The organism is Laedolimicola ammoniilytica (genome assembly GCF_025567165.1).
Taxonomy (GTDB): domain Bacteria; phylum Bacillota; class Clostridia; order Lachnospirales; family Lachnospiraceae; genus Laedolimicola; species Laedolimicola ammoniilytica.
On sequence record NZ_JAOQKC010000007.1, the window covers coordinates 1 to 23,971 of the forward strand.

A 23,971-nucleotide genomic window follows, 5' to 3' on the forward strand; every position below is an offset into this window, starting at 1 on the left:
CTTCTCTGTTTTTCCAGCTTCTTTTCCTTTCGATGTGCCATGTACTTGCTTATGGCAGCCTTAAACATTCTGCCGGTAAACTTTGTTCCACTGACAACCAGCGTCAAAGTTCTGTTTTCCACTTCTTCCTGCATTTTCATCGCCTCCTTTCCACAAAATGTGCAGGGGTGGTGCACTTCTTTCTAAGGCGGGACCACCAGCCGCCGGAGAAAATATTTCTTCATCGCTCCATCCCGCGGTTCTTTTTCTTTACCGGCTTCTTATCCGGCAGATTCCACTCTTCCCGAAACTCTGCCACACCTTTGGGGTCAAATGCCTTCAACTTCTCCAGATCAAAGGCAACGGCAGAATATTTTCCATAACCGGACTGCACCTGATAGGGAAGCACCTTCCCCAACTTGTTCTCTTTGATGAATCGCAGCAGGTCCTTGCTGATGTCACCGGAAATAAACGCCTCTCCGGGGTCCAGGGAATATCCTGGTAGGTTCACCGTCATATCTGCAAACGCCTCTGCTCCATCTTCTGTATGGGTAATCATGCCGATATAAAGCCGCTGATTATTCGCATACATTCCAAGTTGCAGCGATATGGTTTCTTCCCCATATTCCCACTTAAAGGGTACTTTCTTTTCCTCATTCATATCGGATTCCTCCTATCGTATCTGTTCTTTGTGGTCATAAAACAAATCTCCATTTCTGACCTTTGCATGGCTGAGAATCTTGATCTGCCCATTTGCCTGACTGTCCAGAGCTTTTTCATAGCCTATATCTGACAAAAACAGGCGGGTGCGTTCTCCTTTCCAGCCAACCGGGGAGTCATGCGTCAGTACATCAAAAATAATCATGTGCCGGGTGTTCTCCGCAAATCGCTGGAGATCCATGTAGTCATGACCGTGATAGTTCTGCGCCCCGGCTTTCTGGCGCATTTCCTCCATCAGCTGCCCGATTGTTTTGCCTTCCTGCATAAAATCCACTTCCTTTCCGTTCTTATGAGACCAGCAAGATCATCTCCCGCAGCTGAGCAAAGTAGAGCTTTCCCTTTGGCGTAACCAGCGTGTAGGAGCCGGTATGCCCGTGATTGCAGTAGTCTTTCACACAGAACAGCCCCGTATTTTTCACATTGGCATAGGGCAGCACATTGCCGGATGCTGTGCGGTACACAAACCGTCGTTCTATCAGAAACCGAACAAACCGGCGCTCCGGGACATCCAACTCTTTGGCGGTTGTCCTGAGATTGGTGCTGTGCTTTAAGTCGATGAACAGGTCATAGAAAGCGGCTTTTCCCTCCAGCTGTGCATTTTCCTTACGCAGAGAAATATTTGCTTCACGCTCAGCCAACAAGTCTGAGCAGAGCTTCATCAGAGCCTCCGGGGAAGTAGCTACCTCCCAAAGCTTCTCTCTTGTGAGATAGGCCCCGTGCTTGCGAATGGTAGGCAGAACCTCATCGAATACCCACTGTTCAAACTGTTCTGCCGATGGCAATTTGCTGTGAACAATCAGGCGGTACAAATCTCCTTCGGGGATAAAAGTCATACTGATTTTGCGGTCGGGGCTTTGTGGGTGAGGTGCGTCGCGTTTCACGACATACCTACAATGGCGGATAATTGCATCGCGGGAATTGCTGTACCCCAGCGCAGCGGCCACATCCGTTCCGCAGAACAGGTATTTGCCGTTTTCTTCGATGACCCGGATACTGCCAAACTCCGGGTTTTTGAAAATTTCCATCTGGTTCATGTCGTGCCTCCTTTGGCATGATAAAAGGCGGCCTTTACCAGCCGCCTGCGTGCATATCGTGGTTGACCAATGAAGTGAAGTGATTATTCATGGTGGTAGGCGCATTGAACAGCACCGCAAGCAGGTACTGCTTCATGTTGCGTACCTGGGTGGTGTTCTTTTGCAGACAGTCCATGACAAACTCGATGTGGGAGCTGTCCAGTTTCAAAAAACGGGAACGCACGATCTCGTGAGGAAAGTCTGCCCCAGAGATCCGGGTGGTCTTTCGTCTGGCACAGACCGTTTCTACCAACAGCTCTACGATCTCATTCAGGTCATCCAGGTAGAGAGGATAACGCTGCTTCAGACAGTCATACTCGATATTCTCCAAAATCAATTCCCGATAATTTTCTATCTCTGTGACAGACATCGCATCTCTTCCTTTCCGTTCCGGCGGTCTTGCCGCCGCTGTTTCCCGGAAGGGAATGGAATCGGTACTTGATCCATAAGTAATTGATTTTTCTGTATTTGATTTCTCTATATTTAATTCTGCGGGCTTTTCCGTATCCGGTTTTACCATATCCGGGTTTTCCGTATCTGGTGAAACCACATCTGACGGCAGCATATCCAGCTTCTTTGGCTGTGGCTGCTCATAAATGATGTACTCGGTATCAGTAATACGGCCATTCGCACCGCGAAGCTGCCTGCGGACAATATAGCCAGCTGTTTCCAACTCTTTGAGCGCAGAGCCAATGGCGTCCACACCCTCCTTACAGATGGAAGCAAGCCCTCTTGTAGTGTAATTCCACTCCTCTGGGAGCGACAGGATCATGGAGAGCAGACCCTTAGACTTTAAGGTCAGCCCCTTATCCTTCAGATGATAATTTGACATAACGGTGTAATCGCGTGTCCGTTGTACGCGGTAGACTGCCATTCACTTCACTCCTTCCTGTGGTCAGAAAATAACAAAAGCCGCTGTCAGTAAAGACGCGGCTCAAACTTCATAGAAAACTCCTGGTCTCCCATCAAAGGGATAGCGGCTGATGTCCTCAAAGGCGTCGGCAACCTCCTCCGCTGGATAGTCCTGCCAGTCCCGCTCCCTGACGATATGATGGATAGTACGGTAACAGGTAGAAAACCTTTCATACGCCGAACGGTATTTCGTATTCACGCAGGAGACATCCACAAACCGCCCGTCCTCCAAGAGCCATAGTTCCCGGATGCAAGAAGCATCCACCTGCGTAGAATGACTCTGGATAGTTTTTTGGTAAATGCAAAATCCCCGCTGTGGAAACAACTCTGGCCCATAGTAGTTCAAGGAACACTCATGGTTTCCCGCGGTTTGGTAAGCAAGGACACTTTCCCCACGATAGCGGACAGACTGCGCCACAAGTTCCATGTTCAATCTGGAGAGCGCCCTTTTCCGCTCCTTTTTGTCGGGGAAAAGATAAAGATACGCCGTCCTGATGGCATTGCAAATTTCTTTTTCTCTAAACATCTTATTTTCTCCGTTTTTTCTTTACATCCAAGACATGACCCTCAATTACACGGGCGTACCTTTTGATGTTGATCTCCCGGCGCTGCTGGCTTTGCAAGGCGGCCTGATAACCGTCCTCAGTCAAAAACAGCCGCATTTCATCTCCGGGGCTTCCGTAAGCAGTGCTGGGACGCAGGACGGAAAACTCGATCATCCAGCGGGTGTTATCCCAAAACCTCTCTACGGCGAGAATGTTGTGTCCTTTCAGCTCACGGGCTGAAATATCCCTCATAGGCGGCTCCTTTCATCGTTCCTGGTCTCTCTGACGCTTTTTCTGCCATGCCTCCAGCAGCTTGATGATGGTTTCCTGCATCCGCTGGGGCGTATAGCTTTTAGGGAAATACTTCCGCAAAGTGTCAGAGGTAAATGTCACCCGGTCCAGATCACTTTTCTTTTCCTCACCCATGATGACACGCATCATATCGAGGGTCAGATGCCCCTCCTGGCTATATTTCTTGAGCCGCTGGGCTTGAGAAAGAGAAGGGGTAGCCTGTTCGCTGTCCATCGCGTCCAACAGGTCTACCTGTTCCTCCTTTTTGAGAAAGGACAGCTCATAGGCGGGATTTAAGGCAATTTTCTTTTCATCCACCATGTCCAGCAGTTCGGGAATCAGCTCAGTCAGACGGATAAATCTCTGAATTTGATTCTTACTCTGTCCAACCTGTTCAGCTAAAATATCTCTGGATTTTCTACCATCGGACTTGTGCCCAACTTGGGCACAAGTTAAATCCACTCGCTCTCCCTGGTGCTTCATAGCCTCCAACTTCATTTTATAGGCAAAGGCCCTCTCACTTGGAAGCAGGCTTTCTCGTTGCAGGTTGCTGTCAACCATAATAATTGTGGCAGCGTCATCATCCAGATCACGGACAATTACCGGCATGGTCTCTTTTTCTGCCAGTTCACTTGCTCTGTGCCGTCTGTGTCCGGCTACCAGTTCATAACCACCCTCCGGGTCAGGGCGGGCAATCGCAGGAACCAGCACACCATACTGCTTGATACTGTCCGCAGTTTCCAGCATGGCTTCATCATCCTTGACTTTGAACGGATGGTTCTTAAAAGGGTGCAGCTCAGACAAGGGAATTTCCAGCACCCGTTCCCGCTGTGCATCGGCACGGCTTTCCTCGGTGGAAAACAGGTCATCTACCGATGCCAGCTCTATTTTTTTCGCGCTGCTTTTCAAGTTTCAACACCTCCTTCGTCAGATTTCGATACCCCTCTGCCACCTTGCCGCCAGGGTCATGGGCGAAAATACTTTTTCCCTCTGCGCTAATTTCCTTTGCCCGGACAGAATGGGGGATTTCCGTTCCAAAGACTTTGATTTTACTTCCATAGGTGTCCCGCAGCAAAGCAGCAATCTCTTTGGCAAAGTTGGTGCGGTTATCCACCATCGTCAGCAGGATACCGTCAATCTGGAGCTTTGGATTAATCTGCCGTTTCACCTTACTGACCGTAGATAGAAGCTGTTCCAGCCCTTTGGCGGGCAGATACTCTGCCTGAACGGGAATTATGATCCTGTTCGCAGCCGCCAGCGCATTGACCGTAAGCATTCCCAACGAGGGCTGACAGTCAATCAGGATATGGGAATATTGTCCCTTCAGTGTGTCCAGATATTGCCGTAAAATCGTTTCACGGCTCATGGCGTTTACCAAAGAAACCTCCATACCGGAAAGCTGAATATCCGCAGGCATCAGGTCAACGCCTTCTGCATGATGCAGAATACCTTCTCCGGGGCGTATAGGCTGATCCATCAGAATTTTGCCCATTGCATCCGACAGTGTAAATGGCAGCTTGTCTGGTTGCGGATTTCCCAAGCTGATTGTCAGGCTTCCTTGCGGGTCCCCGTCGATCAGAAGCACTTTCTTTCCGGCCTGTGCCAGACCTATTCCCAAGTTCGCACAGGTTGTTGTTTTGCCAACGCCGCCTTTCTGGTTGGCAATGGCGATGATTTGCGTGTTCAAATAAACCTCCTCCTTCTACAAAAAATATCCCTATTCCGACAAATAGGGATGAAAAAAGCCGCTTACTCAAATAAATGAATAAACGGCTATGTAAGAAATATTCGATTGTAAGTAAAGTTTTATATCACTGCAAAATAACGAAGTGCATCTTTGATTGCTTCTACCTTTTCTGGTGTCGGATGTTTCCTCGGCTGTTTCAATTCTTCTACCGCATTAGGAGCATCATACATCGGCAATCCCAAATTTCGCTTTACCTCTGCGATATATGCGGTATGTACCTTGAAGCCGTATTTCGCTTCTATATACTCCTTAATCATTTTGTAGGTCACTTTTTCTTTGGGCTTGTACGCTTCGGCTCTTTTAGCAATACTATCTACCGGAATCTTGCCCTCGCCCTCTCCAAACTCCACATCAATGTGGATATAACTGTCGGCTTTTTTGTGGGACAAAAGAACTACCGTCTCTACGTGCGCCGTTTCGCTAACAACGTAAACCGGCGGATGAAGCATACCCTCTACGGCAGCCTGGTGCAGAAAAGCCGCCGGACCCTGTCTGAAGAGGGGGCCGGAACTATGATGACCAAGGCCATTCTGGACGTGGACGACTGCGCCGAGGGCATGCGGAAGTTCACCACGGAACTCTTTGATACGGGCGTGGCCCTGCTGGCTTACGCTGGCATGCTGCTCTTCTACGACTGGCGGCTGGCTCTGATCAGTATGATTTTCCCGCCGGTCTCCTATGTGATTGCGGAGAAAATGAAGGTCATCGTGCAGCGGACCGGCGCGGCCTATAAGGAGCAGTCCGGGGCTTTAAGCTCCGCCACCCTCGATCGCGCCGCCAACGCTGTCACCTACCGGGTCTTCGGCTGCGAGCCGGAACGTATGGCCGCTTACGAGGAAAATCTTTCCGCCTACGAGCGCTCCGCCGTCCGGGCCAATATCTGGAGCGCCTCCCTGCCGCCTATTTACCGGATTATCTCCATGGCGGCATTGGTCTTCATCCTGTATTTCGGCGGGCGCAATGTGCTGGGCCAGGGCTGGACGGCCTGGGATATCGCGGCCTTCACTACCTTTATCTCCTGCTTTACCAGGCTTGCGGTGAAATCCTCCAGCGCGGCCAAGCTTTTCAACGCGGTCCATAAAGCGCAGGTGTCCTGGAAGCGCATCCGGCCCCTGATGTACGCGCCGGAGACGCCCGACACACCGGAGACAGGCGTGCCTGCAGTCCTTACGGTACAGGGGCTTGGCTTCGCCTATCCGGGAAATGAAACGCTGTTTTCCGATGTCTCATTTGCCGCAAGGCCCGGTCAGATCATCGGCGTCACCGGCCCGGTGGCCTGCGGAAAATCTTCCCTCGGCAAGGTCTTTCTCTGCGAATATCCCTACCGGGGCAGCATCCGCCTGGGAGATAAAGAGCTTGCGGAAATGGACGAACGCACCCGGCTTGGGGAAATCGGGTATCTGGGGCACGACCCGGAGCTTTTTAACGATACCATCGAACATAATATCCTGATGGGAGATGAAGGCGACGCCTGGGAATACCTGCGGATGGTCTGCCTGGATGAGGAAATCCGGGAGATGCCGGATGGCATAGAGACTCTTGTGGGAAATGGCGGCGTAAGACTCTCCGGCGGCCAGGCACAGCGGCTGGCGCTTGCACGGACGCTCTGCCATAAGAAGCCCGTTCTGATTCTGGACGACCCGTTTTCCGCGCTGGATCGGAATACAGAGCGGCAGATTTTCGAAAATCTGAGAGCTTACACGACGGACGCGGTGGTGATTCTGATTTCCCATCGACGGTATCTGTTTTCAGAGTTGGAACAGGTTATCTGGCTGAATGAAGGGCGCGCGGTTGTAGGAACTTACGAAGAACCACCCATAAAAAATAAGCAAGGACAGGAGGTATAACATCATGCGGCATGCAAAAAAACATAACGAAACAACCTCTGTCCGCCAGATCATTCTCTCCACCCTGGCGCAGCACCGGTTCCTTGCCTCCGGCATCCTGCTCTCGGTCTGCGGGGCCATCCTGACTGCTCTGGTGCCGCCGCTGGTGCTGGGACATATCATCGATACGCTGACTCTTAGAACCATGCCCTCCCTGCTTCTGATTCTGCTCTATTTTGCCATGCTGGCCCTGACCGGGATCCTGGAATCCGTCCGCGAGGGTCTGCTGACGGTCTGCGGACAGCAGATTACCCACGCCCTTCGAAGCCGTCTGATGGCCAAATTCGTACGGCTTTCCGCGGAAGAGCTAAACCTTCAGGAGCCGGGCGCTGTGGTGTCCCGCTTCGTGGGCGATGTGGACACGGTGGAAAATCTCTTCACCTCCGGCATCATCAGTATCTTCGCGGACGCCTGCAAGATCTTAAGTATTCTGGCGGTTATCTGGTTCCGGAACAAGGGCCTGGCGCTGATTTTCCTGCTCCTGCTGCCCCTGCTGTTCGCCTTTACCCGCCATGTGCAGAAAAATATGCTGACCGCCCAGATCGAGAACCGCAAGGCCGTCAGCCGCGCCTCCGCCCACGTGCCGGAGACCCTGCACAATATCCGCACTATCCACGTGCTCGGCAAGGAGCGCTACATGGAGCAGCAATATGACCGCTACATCGGCGACAGCTACCGGGCCATGGAGCGGACCAATTTCTACGACGCCATCTACTCTCCGGTCATCCTGATTCTGAACGCCATCGTGGTAGCGCTGGTCATGCTTTTATCCGCTTCGGGCAATCCCCGGGTGCTGACACTCTTTGGTATGTCCGCCGGTACCGCTGTGGCCGTCATGAACTATATTTCCCAGATCTTCTCCCCGGTGGAGAGTCTGGGAATGGAAATTCAGACTATTCAGTCGGCGGTGGCGGGCCTTCACTGGATTCAGGAGTTTTTCGGGCTACCGGAGAAAGAGCCGGTCGAGGCAAATGCTTCCGTTTCTGCAGCTTCTGCGAAGCCTGAAACGACAAATTCCCACGCTGACATACAGGCTTTCCCGGACGCGCCCTTCATCGAATTTCGCGACGTCACCTTCTCCTACGACGGGAACAAGCCCATCCTGAGCCACCTGAATCTGACTGTGGAGACCGGCGACCAGCTGACGCTTCTCGGCCGCACCGGAGCCGGAAAAAGTACCCTGTTCAAGCTGCTTTTGGGACTCTATCAGCCGGATTCCGGGCAGGTCCGGATCCACGGCGTTCCGGCCGCCTCTATCCCGGAGGCCGCCCGCCGAAAGCTTTTTGGCTACGTGGAACAATCTTTCCATATGGTTCCCGGAACGGTTCGGGATCAGATTACCCTGTTTGACCCGGCTATCTCAGACGAAGCCGTTCAGAAGGCCGCATGCCTCACCGGCCTTGCCGACGCCATTTCGCATCTGGCGCAAGGCTACGATACCCCCTGCACACCGGAGCTCTTCTCTCAGGGCCAGTGGCAGCTTCTCTCCATCGCCCGGGCGGCGGTTTCGGATCCGGAGCTTCTGCTCCTGGACGAAATCACCGCCAATCTGGACGCGGAAACTGAGCAGCATGTGCTTCGCGCCCTGCGCCGCGTCTCCGAGAACCGCACCGTGCTTTCCATCTCACACCGGACCTCGGCAGAGTTTGGCAGAACCTTTACCCTTCACGGTAACGCAGTATTTCCTATAAAGTAAAAAAGTCAGCCATTCTCAGGCTGACTTTTTCTATACATTACCTTCTAAATTTTACACTTCATTATAATATTTCTTTACCTGCTGCTTCATTTTTTCAAACAATGGACAGTAAATTTCTATAATATCGCGAAACTTTTCTTCCGCAAAGGTTCCGTCATAATCATAGGCCAGATAGTTCCGGGTCTTCAGCATCTGCAGCCACCGATCATCATCTATCAGGCCATTGGTAAATGCCTGCTGCAAGGTTTCTCTGGGGGAACCGATGGCAAAATCCAGAATCTCCAGCTTCTTGACCAGAATGTCCTTCAGAACCTTCCATGCGATATCAAAGGTCAGGCTGAAATTCAACACCGTACCCTCCAGAACAAAATCTGCGTGGGGATCTGCCGTCTGGCTCTTCTTTAGATTTTCCAGACTTTTACAAAACGTATGATACCGGTTAATATATTTGTTTTCCATATTTTTTTATATCCTCCAGCAAGTAAGGATTTCGAATGCTGTCATAATCAAACACGTCGATTTTCCGAAGAGTTTCTATCTGCTCCAGATCCGCTTCCAACCGGGAAATATCTTTGCAGCCATATACCACGAAATCAATATCGCTGGTCGGCGTCGCCGTCCCCGTCGCAAAGGAACCGAAAAGATCCAGACGCTGCACGTGATTCTTTTTGCAAATGGCTGATACCTGTTGAATTAACGTATGGATGGACATTACATTCATTTTCTATTTCACCTTGTATCGTTTTTACCAGTTTACCACGCCTACCCGGTTTCCGCAAGTTTCACAACATTTTCTTCTATCTTCTATTCTTTCAGATTGCCCTTCCGGATATGCTCTTTCAGAATCTGATCCGTCACCTGATAGAGCTTCTCCGAGCCCTGTCTGGTCTTTTGCTGTCTGCCATAGACCTGCTTTGCCGACACGCCGTGTTCTCTCCAGTCTCCGCCTCCATTGCTGTTGTTCAGCAGCAATGGCTGCAGGTTGTCCATGGCGTGGGCAAACTTAGATTCCGGTGTCTGGAATTCTTCAAATTCGTCAAACAACTGCGTCAATTTCTGCTTCTGATCCTCCGGAAGCAGGGAGAAGATCCGCTCCTTGGCTGCGTCCTCCCTGGCCTTCTGGGTTTTCAGTCCCTCTGTATCGTAGGCATAGGTATCTCCCGCGTCAATTTCTACAATATCATGAATCAGGCACATGAGCATGACCCGGCCGATGTCCACCGGTTCATTGGCATATTCCTGCAGAAGGTATGCCATAATCGCCATATGCCAGGCGTGCTCCGCGTCATTTTCATTTCTTCCGTGTCCGGACAGATGGGTCTGCCGGAAGATATTTTTTTCTTTGTCGATTTCCAGGGCGAAATCGAGCTGTTGTTTTAAGCGCTCATCCATGAGTTTTTCTCCTTTATTTCCATAAATAGCGATATTTATCCATCTGCAGATATAAGATCGATGCTACACGAGCACGAATCTCCTCTTCATATTCTACCGCATTTTCCAGCAATTCCGCTACCTGTTTTTTTGTAAAATGGAATCTGAGATTTTGGCCATAAAGCTTTTTCGATACATCCAGCTGTTCATCAAAATCTGTACTGATTGTTTTTGCTTTATGTACTTTTGTTTTTATGTACTTTTGTTTTTATGTACTTTTGTTTTTATATACTTTTGTTTTTATGTACTTTTGTTTTTATGTACTTTTATGTACTTTATCACATGTAAAGAAAAGTCGCCAAAATGACGACTTTTCTTTGTGTATCATCGACATTTTGACGACTTTTCTATTTTTCATTCACTTTTTCAATCCGGTATGCCAGTCCGATCTGGGCCGGGCAGGTCTCCTGGATGTAACCACTAAACCAGATCTCCACGGTGTCGCCGGGCTGCACTTCATCCATCAGATTGTCTGCGGAAACCACATAGTCGCCTGCGGACATTTTCTGAAAGCCGTCGGCCACAGCGATGTAGGTCACCAGAAGATTCCCCTCGTTTACTTCCTTTACCTCGGCCATGAAATGCAGTACCTCCGCCGGGATCGACGTGTCCGCAGAATCCACATTCCGGAAGATATGGGGTTCGTCGTCCCAGTACACAAGCAGGGTGTCATCCGCGCCGAACTGGTAGCCATACCCTTTTCCGAAATTGGCTTCATCGTCTTTGGCAGGCAGCTGGGTGCTTTCCACTGAAGTGGTAATCTTTCCGTCCATATTACCGCAGCCAACCATGCTGCTTAAGAACCCGGTATCCTGGTAAATGACGCCGTTCACCCGGACACAGGGCGCATAAGCCACCGGGCGGGATTCCGTGAGATCGGGCAGTGTGACCGCGTCACCGGAACCATCTGTGCTCTCCTCCTCAGACGCTGCGTCGGCGGTCTGTACCTGGGGCTCGGCTCCGACGGTGTCCTGAGTCTGCGCACCTCTGGCGCAGGCTGTCAGAAATGTGGCTGCAGCTGCGATCAGTAACAGGCTAATTGTTTTTTTCATAGGATTGTTCCTCCTTCTGCGCTTTTGTAAATGGAATCTGTGTTATTTTTTTACGTTCACCTATATAAACGGATTCTTTTCGCATTTACTACAGAAAAACCGGATTTTATCCCATAAGTTTACAATTCATGATAGTAGGGACAGATATCGTTACTGAAGTTCCTTGCAGACGTCTACCCACCCAACGGCTCCGGCCACCTCTTCCAGTTCCGGAATGGTAAGCTTCACCGCACTGTGCGCATCTCCTGCTGCCGGATACACGGTCTCGAAGCGGCGCAGGCTCTCATCCAGATAGACCTTCACGCCATCGTTGATCCCGAAGGGGCAAACCCCGCCCGGCGCATGGCCGATCCACTGCTCTACCTCTTCAAAGGGAATCATTTTCGCTTTTATATGAAAAGTATCCTTATATTTTCGATTCTCTACTCTGGCCGTTCCTTCCGTCAGTATCAGTATCGGCTGGTCATCCTGCAGAAAGGACATGGTCTTGGCTATCATGCCCGGCTCCACACCCAATGCGTCCGCTGCCTCCGCCACGGTGGCCGTAGATGCCTCCAGACGGATTACGTGATCTAAGAACCCTTTCTGCTCCAAGTAATTTTCTGCTCTTTTCTGCGACATGGTGTTTCTTCCTCCTGTCTTCTCTTTTGCTTCCTTCGCGCATTTTGTTTTATTCTACCACGCTGACGTTTAAATGCAAGCCCGCGCCGAGGCGCGGTTGCTTCAGCAACCATCTACCACTGCGCCGAGTGCGCATCTTTGCAAGCTCTGCTTGCTTTTATGGAATAGGGAATTCTATCGGAATTTCCGATTCCATAAAAAGCGGAATCGAAGCTTTCTTTCTCCGATCCCGTTTTTATCAGGTGTTACCCATCTTTCCATTCTTTTATGTAAGGCCTACTTCTTCTCTCCCGCCAGCTTCTCTACAACCACGTAGAACACAATGGTAACCACCATATCCGGCAGGGTATTGCCTACGACCATATCCACATTCATCAGCCACCGGTAAAGGATAAAGCCCAGAAGCCACACCACCAGTGTCTTCCACTCAAAGGCTCTTTTGCTCTCTGCCTTTTTCAGGATAAAGAAATCCGCAATCTGAATGGCAATCATCGGCGCAAAAACAGATCCGATGAAATACAGGAAGTCCGTGATATCGTCCATGGGGAACAGGATGGCTCCTGCAATACCGATCACAGTCACCACAACCGCTACCCATTTTCCATGGATCTTCTCTCCTAGGGACTCGCTGGAAATGCCTGCAGAGTACGCGTCCAGGAAGGTGGTGGTCACGGTGGAGAATACAATGATCAGAAGGCCTGCGATCCCCAGCCCGGCCTTTACCATAATCTGCGCGATATCCGACTCTCCGGTAAAAATCGCGGCTCCCATACCAATCACATACATCCAGCAGCTTACCAGGCCATAAACGACTGCGCTGACCGCTGTGGCCTGCACCGGTTTTTCCGCCTCTCTGGTATAATCGCTGATCAGGGGCAGCCAGGACAGCGGCATGGCTACGGAAAGCTCTACGGCTGCGCCAAAGGTCATGCCTTCTCCTCCTGTGACGGCCGCGCCGCCGTGTCCGAAGATTACAAAGCTTAACAGAATGGTCAGAATAAAGAGCGCCGCCATGGCCACCGTATTTACCTTGCCCAGGTTCTCAATACCGATGAGAATCCACACGATAATCAGGCCGCCAATCAGCAGACACCAGACCCAGTTGCCCACGCCCAGGATACCGTCCGCCGCCAGGGCTCCGTCATAAATCATAATAGCCGTCCAGCCCACCAGCTGAATCACATTCAGTGCGGAAAAAAGCAGTCCGCCCTTGCTTCCAAAGCTCATCTTTGCCGTTTCCATGGCGCTTCTTCGCACCTTTCCGCCGATGAGACCGGATAAGAACAGCATGGTACAGCCGATGATGTGGCCTACGATAATAGCCAGCAGACCTTTTCCGAAGCCCAGATCCGCAAGATAAGTTCCTGTCAGAATCTCTGCAATCGAGACTCCGGCTCCGAACCAGATAAGACCGTTTTCAAATACAGAAGTACGCTTTTCTGTCATCTTACCGCACCTCCTTCGCAAATTCACCCGTCAGATCAAAGGCATGCTTCATGGGGCCGGATCCCTTGCCAAGATCCAGCATGGCTCCCAGCGCGCCGGAAATATAATCCTTCGCCCGCTTTACCGCTTCCGGAAGTTCATAGCCCTTGGCCAGATTGGAAGCAATCGCGCTGGAAAGGGTACAGCCGGTTCCATGGGTATTGGGATTGTCGATGCGCTTGCCTTCGAACCAGTGGCCTTCCCCGTTTGCATAGAGATAGTCGTTGGCGTCATTGATACTGTGCCCGCCCTTTAATAAAACGGCGCAGCCATAGGTTTTGCTGATTTTCTCTGCTGCCGCCAGCATATCTTCCTTGGTTTTAATAGTCATGCCGGATAGAATCTCCGCCTCCGGGATATTGGGCGTCACCACCTCTGCCAGAGGCAGCAGCTCCTTTTCCAGTGTCTCCACCGCATCTGTCTTCAGAAGCACCGAGCCGCTGGTAGCTACCATGACCGGATCCACCACGATATGCTTTGCCTCGTAATCACGCAGCTTCTTTGCAATGACACGAATCAGTTCGCTTGCGGATACCATTCCGATTTTGACCGCATCCGGAAAAATATCCTCGAATACCGCGTCAATCTGCTGTCCCAAAAATTCCGGGGTTGCCTCCTGGATTGCTCTTACGCCGGTGGTGTTCTGCGCTGTCAGTGCGGTAACCGCTGTCATCGCGTACACCCCATTCATGGTCATGGTCTTCAGATCTGCCTGAATGCCGGCGCCTCCGCAGGAATCGCTGCCTGCGATTGATAATGCTGTTCTCATTTGTGTTTTCCTCTTTTCCTTTGTTTTCGCATTATTTTTCTATCGCGACAGAGAGTGGTGCCCCCGGTCTGCCGCTTTCACGGGCTTTATGCGCCCGTTACTACCTCTTTTACCTTTTTCTTCAGCTCTCCCGCTGCTTTTTGGATATCCGCCGCTCCGAAGATAGCGGAAACCACAGCCGCTCCGGCCATGCCGCCGCCCCGGATCTCTGTGATATTCTCTGCAGTGATACCGCCGATGGCCACCGCCGGAATCTGTACGGAGGTACAGATTTCACAGAGCTGCTCCCTGGTAATCCGAATAGCCGTTGTCTTGGTCGGCGATGGAAATACGGCTCCTACGCCCATATAGTCCGCGCCTGCCTGCTCTGCCTTCTTCGCCTGCTCTACCGTCTTACAGGTGGCCCCGATGATAAAATCCGCCGGAACCCGGGCGCGAATTTCACTGACCGGAGCGTCCTCGATCCCCACGTGGACGCCGTCTGCGCCGCTTTTCAGCGCCACCTCCACATTATCGTTGATAATCAGCGGGACGCCGTGGCGATGACAGATTTCCTTTACCCGGATAGCTTCCTGCAGAAACTCCTCCTCCGGAAGCTTCTTTTCCCGCAGCTGCAGGATCGTCACGCCTCCCGCCAGAGCTTCCTCAATCTGCTCTTCCAGCGTCTGTCCGCCGGTCCAGTGCCGGTCCGTCACCGCGTAGAGCAGCAGCATCTCTTTCTTAAATTTCATTCTATCTTATCCCTTTCTGTGTGTTCGCCGTCTTTTCTGAAAAGGCTGACAGATAGCGTCCCGGCGCTTCACATACCATAGCGCCGCTCATGACGCACACGCCTGCTGCCCCCGCAGCCATCACCTCTTTGTAATTCTCCGGAGCGATTCCACCGATGGCGTACACAGGTGTCTTCACGCTTTCACACACCTGTTTCAAAAACTCCAGTCCCCGCCCGGGCAGTCCTTTTTTACAATCTGTATCAAATACGTGCCCCGCCGTTATATAGGTACAGCCAAGCGCCTCTGCCTCCCGGGCGTCCTCCGCGGAATGACAGGACGCGCCCAGCACGGTAAAATATGCCCGTTCATCCGGGGATAAGTTCCTCAGGATAGGAAACGGCAGGTGGAGCCGCTTTACACCCAGCTCCAGGGCTGCCCCCGGGAAGCTGTGCAGAACACAGGGCGTCTGATATCTGTCACAAATTTCTGCCGTCTGACGCGCCAGTTCCAGATATTCCGCCTCCGGCAAATCCTTTTCCCGCAGAATGATACCCCCGGGTCCCGCCGCAGCCAGCGCTTCTATACGCCCGAAAAAATCCTCTTTGCAAAGCTTACGGTTTGTAATCACTAACACATTAGACATACACATAATCATTCAGCACCGGCTGAAGTCCTTCCTCCGTGATATCCTCATACATGGTCTCAAAGCTCCGCCCGTCATTGATCTCAAACTGCTCGTCGCCGGTCTCTGTTCCGTCGTCCTTGCCGCTGTATTTACTCTCATGATCCCCGATACCGGTGGATACGCCTGCAGACACCTTCGTCGCCGCAATCTTCACGATCCCGTTCCGGAAGGACGCGCTCTCCCGGGAGGATACGGTGATCCCCACGTAGGGCAGAAAGATCCGGTACGCGCAGATAATCTGGCACAGCTGCTTTTCGTGGACGTCCAGCGGATTGATCTTATCGTTGTTGATAATCGGACGCAGTCTCGGACAGGACAGGGACATTTCCGCATGGGGATATTTCCGCTGCAGATAATAGACATGCAGCGCGCTTGCCAGCGCGTCCTTATGAAAATCCGACAGCCCCAGAAGCGCCGAAAATCCCACACCGCGCATGCCACCCATCAGCGCCCGCTCCTGGGCGTTGAACCGGTAGGGCCATACACGCTTGTGCCCCATCAGATGCAGCGTTTCATACTTATCCGTATCATAGGTCTCCTGAAATACCGTCACATAGTCCGCGCCGCATTCATGAAGATACCGGTATTCATCGGAATTGACCGGATAAATCTCCAGCCCCACCATCCGGAAATACTTCTTTGCCAGCTTACAGGCCTCGCCGATATAATCGACGCCGCTCTTACCACGGCTCTCACCGGTCAGAATCAGGATCTCCTCCATACCGCTGTCGGCGATGACCTTCATTTCTTTCTCGATCTGCTCCATATTGAGCTTCATGCGGTTAATGTGGTTATAGCAGTTGAAGCCACAATATACACAGTAATTTTCACAGTAATTGGCGATATAAAGAGGCGTAAACAGATACACCGTATTGCCAAAGTGCTTACTGGTCTCCCATCTGGCCCGCTCTGCCATCTGCTCCAGGAAGGGTTCCGCCGCCGGAGATAACAAAGCCTTAAAATCCTCCACGGAGCAGGTACGGTGCTCCAGGGCTGCCTTTACATCCTTCTCTGTATACGTTTGATAATCATAGGACGCCACCTGGGACATGACCTTCTCACAGATGTCCGAGTCGATCTGCTCCATGCCCGGCATATATTCCATATGGTTGGTTCTGGAGGAGGGATCCGTCTCCAGCTTATGCTTCTTCGCCAGCGCTTTTTCGGAAAGGTATTCCGAGTCTACAAAGAACTGATTTTCCATATGCTCACACCTCTCAATCCCGCAGAAATCCGGTCAGCGGATCGGAGGCTGCCGCACCCCTGGTCAGCACTCTTCCAAGCCCTGCCAGATACGCGTTTCGTCCGGCCTCTATGGCGTCCTTGAAAGCGGAAGCCATAAGCGGCAGATTGCCTGCTGTGGCCAGCGCCGTATTGGCCATAATCGCCGCAGCTCCCATCTCCATGGCCTCGCAGGCCTGAGAGGGCTTTCCGATACCGGCGTCCACGATAATCGGCAAATCGATTTCATCAATCAGGATCTGGATAAATTCTTTTGTAGCCAGGCCCTTATTGGAGCCAATGGGAGACGCCAACGGCATAACGGAAGCTGCTCCTGCGTTCACCAGATCTCTTGCCACATTCAGGTCCGGATACATATAGGGCATGACCACAAAGCCCTCCTTCGCCAGAATCTCGGTGGCTTTAATGGTCTCCTGATTGTCCGGCAGAAGATACTTGGAATCCCGCATAATCTCCACCTTTACGAAATCGCCGCAGCCAAGCTCTCTGGCCAGCCGCGCGATACGGACTGCTTCTTCCGCAGTTCTCGCGCCGCTGGTATTGGGAAGCAGTGTCACATGATCCGGAATATAATCCAGGATATTCTCATGCTCTCTGGTGTTCGCCCTGCGTACCGCCAGTGTGATGATCTCCGCTCCCGCATCCTTTACCGCAGCCTCGATTAAGTTCAGGGAATATTTTCCGGATCCAAGAATAAAACGGGAATGGAATTCATGTCCCCCCAGTGTCCATGTATCGTTGTTCATATGTATACCTTCTTTCTCTTAAATTTCGCTTTTTATACTCTTCTACGGCTCCGGCTCTCCCGCCAGAATCCGTATCACCATATGGGCCTCGTGGGCTGCGCAGGTCATGACCCGACTGGAAACCAGCGTACCACACTCCTTCACATCGCTGACGCCGTCCCCACAGAGATAAAACCGCTTCGTAACCCGCCGGGTCTGTATCCGGTTCACACTGTCCATACCGGCCATACCGGAGCCGGACAACAGATATTTCTCCGGAAATTTCTCCAGCACTGCATTGACCAGCATTGCTTTGCACTCCGGATTGTCAAAGGCCTCGCAGATGATGTCCGCATCCGTAAGAAGCTCTCCTATATTGTCCTCCGTAATACGGAGCGTATGGGTCTCCAGCTCGATATAGGGCGCGATTTCTTTCAGATTTGCCGCCAGCGCCTCCGTCTTCGGAAGCCCCAGCTGGCTTGCCTTGTACTGCTGCCGGTGAAGATTCGAGATATCCACCCGGTCAAAATCAATCAGTATCAGCTTTCCCACGCCGACTCTTGCCAGGCAGATACTGATATTGGAGCCTAAGCCTCCCAGGCCACAGATGGCCACGGTCGTATGCTCGGCCCTTTTCTGGAAGGCTTCCCCATGCCGGGCTGCCAGAGCCCGGTGCCATTCTTCCTTTGTCGGTATCATCTCAGCCGCCTCCCACAAAGCTGACTACTTCCACGCTGTCGCCGTCCGCCAGCACCGCTGTCTCGTACTGTGCCTTTGGCACAATATCGCCGTTTCGCTCCACCGCGATCCGCTTCAGATCGTAATTGGTTCCGGCCAGATATTCCGCCACGGTTTTTCCGGCGATATTAAGTTCTGTTCCGTTTACTTTTACCATGCTTTCTTCTCCTGTCCCATAATTTTTCGCAATAAACGCAATAAAAAAGAAAGCCACCGATTTGGTAGCTTTCCGTTTTTCCTTTTTGCTCAGGTATCCCTACGTTGGCATTATCCAAATCAGGTTCCCGGTCGAAGGTCACACCTTCCTCTCAGCCTGTATACAAGCTCCCGTCTGTTTTATTGTCTTTTTGCATTATAGATCGATTTTCATAAAAGAACAAGGTCTTTTCAAAATTTTCCTGTACAATTTCTACTACATATCACCTATACAAGTTCAGTCTGGCGCTTTTCCATTTTTCGCATATAGAGAAACCAGACCACAAAGATCGCGCCGCCCGTACATACCCAGGAGGCTACATAGACATTCATCAGCATATCATAGGTGGGGAACCATTTAAATACCGTCAGAAGCCAGATCATACGGAATACAACCGTTCCCAGAATTGTGATAATAGAGGGTTCCAGGGATTTTCCCATACCCCGGAGCGCCGCGCTCTCCACCTCATAAGTGGCTGTCAGCCCCTCCAGCGAGCAGACATGATGCATCCGCACCAGGCCATAGACCGCCACACTGCTGCTGATAGTATAGATTCCTACGAAAAATTCGTCCCAGATCATAAAAATAATGCTCAAAATCTCGGTAAAGCCCATTCCAAACAGCATACAAAGCCAGAAGATCCGCTTACAGCGCTTCAGATTCCCCGCGCCAAAATTCTGGCTGGTAAAGGTTACTGCCGCCTGGGCAAAGGCGTTGGCAATATCATATGTAAAATATTCAAAATTCAGCGCCAGGGAGGATCCCGCAATGGCGTCCTCTCCAAAGGAATTGATCCCGCTCTGGATAAATACATTGGACACGGAAAAAATCGCGCCCTGAATGCCCGCCGGAATTCCAATCAGCAGTACCTTTTTTAAATCCGTGCCGTCGATACACAGTCTGTGGAAGTAGAATTGAAATTCATCTGTTCTTGCATGGAGATAAACCATTACCAGCACCGTACTCAGCACATTGGAAATCACCGTTGCAATCGCCACGCCTGCCACGCCGAGACCAAATACGATGACCAGCAGAAGGTTCAGAACCACATTTAAAATGCCGGACAGAATCAGATAATACATGGGCCGTCTCGTGTCGCCATAGCTTCGAAGAATGGCAGAGCCAAAATTATAAAGCACCATGAAGGGCAGTCCGATAAAATAAATGCGGATATATAATAACGCCTCATTGATGACTGTTTCCGGAGTTCCGGAAGCCTCCAGCACCAGCCGTGCCGTCAGCATACCGACAGCCAGCAAAATTATTCCCAGCATTGCCCCGAAGGTCATAATCGTATGCACCATCCGGCTTATGCTGTCCCGCCTTCCCTGGCCGATCAGATTGGCCAGGGCCGCATTGGGGCCCACCGCCAATCCCACAATCAGATTGACAAAAATTCCCACCAGTGCCACACAGCTTCCCACTGCCGCCAGAGCCTGGGAGCCCGCAAACCGGCCTACCACTGCCACATCCGCTGAGTTAAACAGCTGTTGCAGAATACTGCTGAAAGCCAACGGAACCGCAAACAGAATCAGCTTCCCCGCCAGACCGCCGTTCAGCATATCCATTTCTTTTGTTTTCTTTCGCTCTTCCATCTTTATTTCTCTCCGCTTTGTATGAAATCAGACCTATCGTAACGCATTATTTATACCACTTCAAGTATTTTTGTTAAAAAGCAGGAATCTTTGTTATGTAATAGGGGCTCCCATAGGATCTCCTATTACATAACAAAAAGGTCTCAGAATTCATCTGAGACCTTTATGCAGGAGATGGGACTTGAACCCACACAGCCTTGCGACTACAGGCACCTGAAGCCTGCGCGTCTGCCATTCCGCCACTCCTGCTCACTGCGGAAGATGGGACTTGAACCCACACGATTGCAATAATCACAAGATCCTTAGTCTTGCTCGTCTGCCAGTTCCGACACTTCCGCATTTAGTTGTTTGCTCGTTTCGTCAACGCGCTTGATTATAATAACACCGCTTTTAACAAATGTCAACTGTTTTCCCGAATTTTTTTCAAAAATTTTTATCCGATTTTTAAATTTACAAATTTGAAAATAATTTCAAAAAAGTGTTGACAATAAGAACACTTTCTGATAAGATACTATTTGTTCGCAGGAGTGGCGGAATGGCAGACGCGCAGGCTTCAGGTGCCTGTAGTCGCAAGGCTGTGTGGGTTCAAGTCCCATCTCCTGCATCACGAAAGCTTTTCAGAGGAATCTGGAAAGCTTTTTTGTTTTGTAAGAACGGACGAAAAAAGAAGGGGGCGCGGAATTTGCTTCTGAGGTGTTCGGACGTTTCACGAACGGACGAAACCAGGAGCGGCGGAGGATTTTCTTCTGAAGTGTTCGGACGTTTCACGGACAGGCGTCTGTCTGGCTCGGACTCAAGGTCCACTCCAGTCAGACACTAGTGCGCGAAAAGCCGGACACTATCTTAGAAGAAAGTCCTCCACCGCTCCTGGTTTCTGGTTTTTGATATAAACTAGATGGCTATACCCGTACTACTTTGTGTCCCGCTGCCTTCAGCAGCCGGTTCATAATGGCGGCACCAATGGCCGCATCCTCGAAGGATTCGGAAAAAATACATTCCACATCCGTGTCGTCGAATTTACGGAGTACCTCAAAGAGGTGCTGCGCGATCTCTTCTTCGTTACTGCGGGCTCCCAGGCTCATGACGATGCCGTGGGGATAACGGGACTTTGTCTCATCGGTGGCTATAATACCTACTTTTTTACCGCTCTCTTCGGCCTCTGCAGCCATCCGGTTCATGGTCTCGACTACTTTGTCGCTGGGACCTTCTACGATGGTCAGGTCGGCTCTGGGCGCGTAATGGCGGTATTTCATACCGGGAGCCTTGGGCTTAACGCCTGAGTTCGGAGCGATGATCGCCTTATCAATCTCTACCGGACCAATGACTGCTTCCATCATATCTTTCGTGATGGCGCCCGGACGCAGAATGACCGGAGGCTCTACACTCATGTCTACAATGGTAGATTCCAGGCCAATCACTGCCTGGCCGCCGTCCAGAATCATCTCGATCCGTCCGGACAGATCTTCTATCACATGGGCTGCCGTAGTCGTACTGGGCCGTCCCGATACATTGGCGCTGGGAGCTGCTATAAAACCTCCCGCCGCCCGGATAAAGGCCGCCGCAATCCCGTCACTCGGCATCCGTACTGCTACTGTATCCAGGCCGCCTGTGGTCTCGGAAGGTACCCGATCTGTCTTCGGAAAAATCAGAGTCAATGGTCCCGGCCAGAAGGCATCCATCATTTTTTCTGCCTTTTCCGGCACCTTCGCCGCAATTTTATACAGATCCGCCCGTTCTTCTATGTGTACAATCAGGGGATTGTCCGAGGGACGTCCCTTGGCTGCGTATATTTTCTTGGAAGATTCCGGATTCAGCGCATCGCCGCCGAGACCATATACCGTCTCCGTAGGAAATGCCACCAGGCCGCCGGCCCGGATAATATCACCCGCCTCTTTCATAATCTCCGAATCAATGCTGTCATAATCTAGTTTTCTTACCTGTGTATCCAAAGTTTCACCTGCTTATCGTTATTTTTTACATGCTAGAGCCAATATGGCTATTTCGCCATCCGGTAGATTTCCGCCATATCTGATCTGGTCAGCTTCTGAATGCCGCCGATGGTCCGCTTATCCATATGACTGCATTTGTAGGCCAGTTCCAGAATCTGTCCTTCCGTCAGTTCTACGCCAAGCTCCCTGATGCTGGTGGGCATATGGATAGATCGGAAGAAATCCTCCAGTGCTTCAATGCCTTCCAGGACGGTTTTTTCCGGATCCGCGTAGTTGTAAGAAACACCCATTACATTCACCGCGAACTTGGCAAAGCGCGGAACATCATTGAGATATACGTAGCGTGCCCAGCTTCCCCAGACTGCCGCCAGTCCCGCGCCGTGGGTCACATCGAACATGCCGCCCAGCTCGTGCTCCAGCTGATGGCAGGCCCAGTCACCTACTCTGCCGCAGCCGGTCAATCCGTTGTGGGACAGGCTTCCCGCCCAGAAAATTTCAGAACGGGCGTCATAATCCTGCGGATTTTTCAGCAAAATCTTTGCCTGATGCATCACTGTCTTTAAAAGCCCCTCTGCCAGACTGTCCGTCAGCTCCGTATCCATCTCGTGGGAGAAATACCGCTCCATGGTGTGCATCATAATATCCACACAGCCGCTCATGGTCTGATATTCCGGCAGGGTATAGGTCAGCTCCGGATTCATAATTGCGAATTTGGGCCTGCCCAGATCGCTGCTGTAACCCCGCTTCAGCCAGCCCTCCTCATTAGTAATGACAGAGGAATTGCTCATTTCACTTCCGGTAGCTGCCAGAGTCAGCACCACGCCTACCGGGACGGAGTCCTTCGCCACTGCGATTTTTTCATAAAAATCCCACACCTCACCGTCATATTTGACGCCGTAACCGATGGCCTTGGCAGAGTCAATGGCGCTTCCGCCTCCTACTGCCAGAATGAAGTCTACTCCTTCTTTTTTACAAAGCTCGATCCCCTCATGAACCAGGGACAGATGGGGATTCGGCACTGCGCCGCCCAGCTCTACCCAGGGAATTCCTGCCTCGTCCAGAGACTGAAACACCCGATCCAGAAGACCGCTCCGTTTCACGCTTCCCTTTCCGTAATGCACCAACACCTTCGTTCCGCCAAACTCCCGTACCAGCGCTCCGGCCTGATGTTCTGTATCCTTTCCGAATACTACCTTTGTGGGTGTGTAATACTGAAATCCGTTCATGTAACCTCCTCCTTTGTCTCACTTTCTCTTTTGTATGTTCTCTTTCGATATGGCATCCTACTTTTCCAGCAGTTCCAATAATTCTTCCGCCGTCCTGTCCGGATATTTCACTGCCAGTTCGTACAAAGGCCGGAGCTTTTCCTTTTCTTCTTCCAGCTCCTCTGCCATCTGATCCAGAGACTTTCCTTTGGCGTATTTCTTCTGAATCTGAGCCAGTCTACTCAGATTCACGCCTCTTTCTATCCCTTCCGCCAGACCTAACTCCCGGCCTTCTGCCAGGCCTAACTCCCGACCTTCTGCACGACCTTCTGCTCTCTGATATTCCCGTTCTTCCTGTTCGTCATACTCTGTCAGTATCATCCTGCACACCTCCGTTCCATGTTTTGTCAGGATATCTGCCAGTATTCCCCTGTCAATGCACTGCTTGATGCTAATCTCCGTTGCCTCTTCCAGGGACCAGCCTTCATCCATCTTCCAGCGAATCTGCGCGATGAACTCCGCATAATCTGATAATCTACGGCATTTCCGCATCATGTCATTATTCCGGCCTGCATTGATATTCAATACGGTCGCTTTACACTCCAGACAAGGTTCTCCTTCTTCCCGATCCGGTTCTCTCCTTTTCATTATACGTTTTACTTCTCCTTCCTGCAAGGGCATAGAATAGCTTTTTTCTGTTACATTTTTGCATACTT

At 51.2% G+C, this 23,971-nt stretch carries 27 protein-coding genes, 3 tRNA genes, 2 pseudogenes and 1 riboswitch; of the genes and pseudogenes, 3 read left to right on the forward strand and 29 right to left on the reverse strand.

The features are described 5' to 3' along the window. From OCV63_RS06510 to OCV63_RS06555, 10 genes and pseudogenes are all read right to left on the reverse strand, one after another. Positions 1 to 134 (reverse strand): annotated as a pseudogene (locus OCV63_RS06510) (PcfB family protein); the annotation flags it as partial. Positions 135 to 220: 86 nt separating this feature from the next. Beyond that, entirely contained in the window at positions 221 to 640 is a 420-nt protein-coding gene (locus OCV63_RS06515; RefSeq protein WP_002576240.1) for a DUF4313 domain-containing protein, read from the reverse strand. A 12-nt stretch (positions 641 to 652) separates the two neighbouring features. Next, a complete protein-coding gene (locus OCV63_RS06520; RefSeq protein WP_025487374.1) occupies positions 653 to 964 on the reverse strand; it encodes a DUF5720 family protein in 312 nt (103 codons plus the stop codon). A gap of 22 nt (positions 965 to 986) precedes the next feature. Then, positions 987 to 1,733 carry a BRO family protein gene (locus OCV63_RS06525; protein ID WP_009004944.1) on the reverse strand — a complete coding sequence of 249 codons (747 nt, stop codon included), beginning with the start codon at positions 1,731 to 1,733 and terminating at the stop codon, positions 987 to 989. Positions 1,734 to 1,767: 34 nt separating this feature from the next. Then, positions 1,768 to 2,646, reverse strand: a complete 879-nt coding sequence (locus OCV63_RS06530; RefSeq protein WP_002576243.1) for a DUF6017 domain-containing protein — start codon at positions 2,644 to 2,646, stop codon at positions 1,768 to 1,770. Positions 2,647 to 2,706: 60 nt separating this feature from the next. Further along, positions 2,707 to 3,210: a hypothetical protein gene (locus OCV63_RS06535; protein WP_002576244.1), complete on the reverse strand. Its 504-nt coding sequence runs from the start codon at positions 3,208 to 3,210 to the stop codon at positions 2,707 to 2,709. A gap of 1 nt (position 3,211) precedes the next feature. Then, the gene (locus tag OCV63_RS06540; RefSeq protein ID WP_055200174.1) at positions 3,212 to 3,481 is read right to left on the reverse strand and encodes a DUF5720 family protein; all 270 of its coding nucleotides are present in this window, start codon (positions 3,479 to 3,481) and stop codon (positions 3,212 to 3,214) included. Positions 3,482 to 3,493: 12 nt separating this feature from the next. Further along, complete coding sequence (locus OCV63_RS06545; protein WP_055200172.1) at positions 3,494 to 4,429, reverse strand: ParB/RepB/Spo0J family partition protein; 936 nt, start codon at positions 4,427 to 4,429, stop codon at positions 3,494 to 3,496. Next, complete coding sequence (locus tag OCV63_RS06550) at positions 4,386 to 5,207, reverse strand: ParA family protein (RefSeq protein ID WP_055200170.1); 822 nt, start codon at positions 5,205 to 5,207, stop codon at positions 4,386 to 4,388. The genes OCV63_RS06545 and OCV63_RS06550 overlap by 44 nt, the downstream gene beginning before the upstream one ends. 119 nt (positions 5,208 to 5,326) lie before the next feature. Next, positions 5,327 to 5,683 (reverse strand): annotated as a pseudogene (locus tag OCV63_RS06555) (23S rRNA (uracil(1939)-C(5))-methyltransferase RlmD); the annotation flags it as partial. On the opposite strand from OCV63_RS06555, the gene OCV63_RS06560 reads away from it, so the two are divergent. Together OCV63_RS06560 and OCV63_RS06565 are read left to right on the forward strand one after the other, a co-directional pair. Beyond that, on the forward strand, positions 5,648 to 7,114 hold the full coding sequence (locus tag OCV63_RS06560; protein ID WP_262670676.1) for an ABC transporter ATP-binding protein: 1,467 nt from the start codon (positions 5,648 to 5,650) through the stop codon (positions 7,112 to 7,114). The pseudogene OCV63_RS06555 and the gene OCV63_RS06560 sit on opposite strands and share 36 nt — an antisense overlap. Positions 7,115 to 7,118: 4 nt before the next feature. After that, positions 7,119 to 8,849 (forward strand): ABC transporter ATP-binding protein, encoded by a 1,731-nt coding sequence (locus OCV63_RS06565; RefSeq protein ID WP_158362952.1) that lies wholly within the window; start codon positions 7,119 to 7,121, stop codon positions 8,847 to 8,849. 51 nt (positions 8,850 to 8,900) lie between these two features. Here the strand turns inward: OCV63_RS06565 and OCV63_RS06570 are convergent, their stop codons facing one another. The 16 genes from OCV63_RS06570 to OCV63_RS06645 all read right to left on the reverse strand — a co-directional run bounded on the left by OCV63_RS06570 (position 8,901) and on the right by OCV63_RS06645 (position 20,439). Beyond that, on the reverse strand, positions 8,901 to 9,308 hold the full coding sequence (locus OCV63_RS06570) for an HI0074 family nucleotidyltransferase substrate-binding subunit (RefSeq protein WP_158362954.1): 408 nt from the start codon (positions 9,306 to 9,308) through the stop codon (positions 8,901 to 8,903). Then, positions 9,289 to 9,570 carry a nucleotidyltransferase family protein gene (locus tag OCV63_RS06575; RefSeq protein ID WP_158362956.1) on the reverse strand — a complete coding sequence of 94 codons (282 nt, stop codon included), beginning with the start codon at positions 9,568 to 9,570 and terminating at the stop codon, positions 9,289 to 9,291. Before OCV63_RS06575 ends, OCV63_RS06570 begins: the two co-directional genes overlap by 20 nt. 83 nt (positions 9,571 to 9,653) lie before the next feature. After that, complete coding sequence (locus tag OCV63_RS06580) at positions 9,654 to 10,241, reverse strand: HD domain-containing protein (RefSeq protein WP_158362958.1); 588 nt, start codon at positions 10,239 to 10,241, stop codon at positions 9,654 to 9,656. Between the two features lie 386 nt (positions 10,242 to 10,627). Then, positions 10,628 to 11,332 (reverse strand): hypothetical protein, encoded by a 705-nt coding sequence (locus OCV63_RS06585; RefSeq protein WP_158362960.1) that lies wholly within the window; start codon positions 11,330 to 11,332, stop codon positions 10,628 to 10,630. Positions 11,333 to 11,482: 150 nt separating this feature from the next. Continuing rightward, positions 11,483 to 11,953 (reverse strand): YbaK/EbsC family protein, encoded by a 471-nt coding sequence (locus tag OCV63_RS06590; RefSeq protein WP_158362962.1) that lies wholly within the window; start codon positions 11,951 to 11,953, stop codon positions 11,483 to 11,485. A gap of 276 nt (positions 11,954 to 12,229) precedes the next feature. Further along, positions 12,230 to 13,399, reverse strand: coding sequence for a putative hydroxymethylpyrimidine transporter CytX (gene cytX, locus OCV63_RS06595; protein ID WP_158362964.1), 1,170 nt, complete (start codon positions 13,397 to 13,399; stop codon positions 12,230 to 12,232). A 1-nt stretch (position 13,400) separates the two neighbouring features. Continuing rightward, complete coding sequence (gene thiD, locus OCV63_RS06600; protein ID WP_158362966.1) at positions 13,401 to 14,207, reverse strand: bifunctional hydroxymethylpyrimidine kinase/phosphomethylpyrimidine kinase; 807 nt, start codon at positions 14,205 to 14,207, stop codon at positions 13,401 to 13,403. A gap of 86 nt (positions 14,208 to 14,293) precedes the next feature. After that, positions 14,294 to 14,938, reverse strand: coding sequence for a thiamine phosphate synthase (gene thiE / locus OCV63_RS06605; protein WP_158362968.1), 645 nt, complete (start codon positions 14,936 to 14,938; stop codon positions 14,294 to 14,296). Between the two features lies 1 nt (position 14,939). Then, on the reverse strand, positions 14,940 to 15,563 hold the full coding sequence (locus tag OCV63_RS06610; RefSeq protein WP_158362970.1) for a thiamine phosphate synthase: 624 nt from the start codon (positions 15,561 to 15,563) through the stop codon (positions 14,940 to 14,942). After that, positions 15,556 to 16,809, reverse strand: coding sequence for a 2-iminoacetate synthase ThiH (thiH, locus tag OCV63_RS06615; protein ID WP_158362972.1), 1,254 nt, complete (start codon positions 16,807 to 16,809; stop codon positions 15,556 to 15,558). The genes OCV63_RS06610 and thiH overlap by 8 nt, the downstream gene beginning before the upstream one ends. A gap of 13 nt (positions 16,810 to 16,822) precedes the next feature. After that, complete coding sequence (locus OCV63_RS06620) at positions 16,823 to 17,593, reverse strand: thiazole synthase (RefSeq protein WP_158362974.1); 771 nt, start codon at positions 17,591 to 17,593, stop codon at positions 16,823 to 16,825. A 42-nt stretch (positions 17,594 to 17,635) separates the two neighbouring features. Further along, entirely contained in the window at positions 17,636 to 18,271 is a 636-nt protein-coding gene (thiF, locus tag OCV63_RS06625; protein WP_158362976.1) for a thiamine biosynthesis protein ThiF, read from the reverse strand. A 1-nt stretch (position 18,272) separates the two neighbouring features. After that, complete coding sequence (gene thiS / locus OCV63_RS06630) at positions 18,273 to 18,467, reverse strand: sulfur carrier protein ThiS (RefSeq protein ID WP_158362978.1); 195 nt, start codon at positions 18,465 to 18,467, stop codon at positions 18,273 to 18,275. 78 nt (positions 18,468 to 18,545) lie between these two features. Then, positions 18,546 to 18,649: riboswitch (TPP riboswitch) on the reverse strand. An 84-nt stretch (positions 18,650 to 18,733) separates the two neighbouring features. Beyond that, positions 18,734 to 20,101, reverse strand: coding sequence for an MATE family efflux transporter (locus OCV63_RS06635; protein ID WP_262670677.1), 1,368 nt, complete (start codon positions 20,099 to 20,101; stop codon positions 18,734 to 18,736). Positions 20,102 to 20,267: 166 nt separating this feature from the next. Further along, a tRNA-Leu gene (locus tag OCV63_RS06640) sits at positions 20,268 to 20,350 on the reverse strand. Between the two features lie 4 nt (positions 20,351 to 20,354). Continuing rightward, positions 20,355 to 20,439: transfer RNA gene (locus OCV63_RS06645), tRNA-Leu, on the reverse strand. A gap of 183 nt (positions 20,440 to 20,622) precedes the next feature. Here OCV63_RS06645 and OCV63_RS06650 point away from each other — a divergent pair. After that, a tRNA-Leu gene (locus OCV63_RS06650) sits at positions 20,623 to 20,705 on the forward strand. Positions 20,706 to 21,000: 295 nt separating this feature from the next. On the opposite strand, the gene OCV63_RS06655 is transcribed toward OCV63_RS06650, so the two are convergent. From OCV63_RS06655 to OCV63_RS06665, 3 genes are read right to left on the reverse strand one after another with little or no spacing between them, the layout of a single operon-like run. After that, positions 21,001 to 22,050, reverse strand: a complete 1,050-nt coding sequence (locus OCV63_RS06655; protein WP_158362980.1) for an L-threonylcarbamoyladenylate synthase — start codon at positions 22,048 to 22,050, stop codon at positions 21,001 to 21,003. Positions 22,051 to 22,097: 47 nt separating this feature from the next. Beyond that, complete coding sequence (locus tag OCV63_RS06660) at positions 22,098 to 23,276, reverse strand: iron-containing alcohol dehydrogenase (protein ID WP_158362982.1); 1,179 nt, start codon at positions 23,274 to 23,276, stop codon at positions 22,098 to 22,100. Positions 23,277 to 23,333: 57 nt separating this feature from the next. After that, a complete protein-coding gene (locus OCV63_RS06665) occupies positions 23,334 to 23,903 on the reverse strand; it encodes a Yae1 family protein (RefSeq protein ID WP_262670678.1) in 570 nt (189 codons plus the stop codon). Positions 23,904 to 23,971: the final 68 nt, after the last annotated feature.

Coding starts and splice junctions, on each gene's coding strand:
- OCV63_RS06515 (WP_002576240.1), bottom strand. CDS start 640: ATGAATGAGGAAAAGAAAGTACCCTTTAAGTGGGAATATGGGGAAGAA.
- OCV63_RS06520 (WP_025487374.1), bottom strand. CDS start 964: ATGCAGGAAGGCAAAACAATCGGGCAGCTGATGGAGGAAATGCGCCAG.
- OCV63_RS06525 (WP_009004944.1), bottom strand. CDS start 1,733: ATGAACCAGATGGAAATTTTCAAAAACCCGGAGTTTGGCAGTATCCGG.
- OCV63_RS06530 (WP_002576243.1), bottom strand. CDS start 2,646: ATGGCAGTCTACCGCGTACAACGGACACGCGATTACACCGTTATGTCA.
- OCV63_RS06535 (WP_002576244.1), bottom strand. CDS start 3,210: ATGTTTAGAGAAAAAGAAATTTGCAATGCCATCAGGACGGCGTATCTT.
- OCV63_RS06540 (WP_055200174.1), bottom strand. CDS start 3,481: ATGAGGGATATTTCAGCCCGTGAGCTGAAAGGACACAACATTCTCGCC.
- OCV63_RS06565 (WP_158362952.1), top strand. CDS start 7,119: ATGCGGCATGCAAAAAAACATAACGAAACAACCTCTGTCCGCCAGATC.
- OCV63_RS06570 (WP_158362954.1), bottom strand. CDS start 9,308: ATGGAAAACAAATATATTAACCGGTATCATACGTTTTGTAAAAGTCTG.
- OCV63_RS06575 (WP_158362956.1), bottom strand. CDS start 9,570: ATGAATGTAATGTCCATCCATACGTTAATTCAACAGGTATCAGCCATT.
- OCV63_RS06580 (WP_158362958.1), bottom strand. CDS start 10,241: ATGGATGAGCGCTTAAAACAACAGCTCGATTTCGCCCTGGAAATCGAC.
- OCV63_RS06585 (WP_158362960.1), bottom strand. CDS start 11,332: ATGAAAAAAACAATTAGCCTGTTACTGATCGCAGCTGCAGCCACATTT.
- OCV63_RS06590 (WP_158362962.1), bottom strand. CDS start 11,953: ATGTCGCAGAAAAGAGCAGAAAATTACTTGGAGCAGAAAGGGTTCTTA.
- cytX (WP_158362964.1), bottom strand. CDS start 13,399: ATGACAGAAAAGCGTACTTCTGTATTTGAAAACGGTCTTATCTGGTTC.
- thiD (WP_158362966.1), bottom strand. CDS start 14,207: ATGAGAACAGCATTATCAATCGCAGGCAGCGATTCCTGCGGAGGCGCC.
- thiE (WP_158362968.1), bottom strand. CDS start 14,938: ATGAAATTTAAGAAAGAGATGCTGCTGCTCTACGCGGTGACGGACCGG.
- OCV63_RS06610 (WP_158362970.1), bottom strand. CDS start 15,563: ATGTCTAATGTGTTAGTGATTACAAACCGTAAGCTTTGCAAAGAGGAT.
- thiH (WP_158362972.1), bottom strand. CDS start 16,809: ATGGAAAATCAGTTCTTTGTAGACTCGGAATACCTTTCCGAAAAAGCG.
- OCV63_RS06620 (WP_158362974.1), bottom strand. CDS start 17,593: ATGAACAACGATACATGGACACTGGGGGGACATGAATTCCATTCCCGT.
- thiF (WP_158362976.1), bottom strand. CDS start 18,271: ATGATACCGACAAAGGAAGAATGGCACCGGGCTCTGGCAGCCCGGCAT.
- thiS (WP_158362978.1), bottom strand. CDS start 18,467: ATGGTAAAAGTAAACGGAACAGAACTTAATATCGCCGGAAAAACCGTG.
- OCV63_RS06635 (WP_262670677.1), bottom strand. CDS start 20,101: ATGGAAGAGCGAAAGAAAACAAAAGAAATGGATATGCTGAACGGCGGT.
- OCV63_RS06660 (WP_158362982.1), bottom strand. CDS start 23,276: ATGAACGGATTTCAGTATTACACACCCACAAAGGTAGTATTCGGAAAG.
- OCV63_RS06665 (WP_262670678.1), bottom strand. CDS start 23,903: ATGAAAAGGAGAGAACCGGATCGGGAAGAAGGAGAACCTTGTCTGGAG.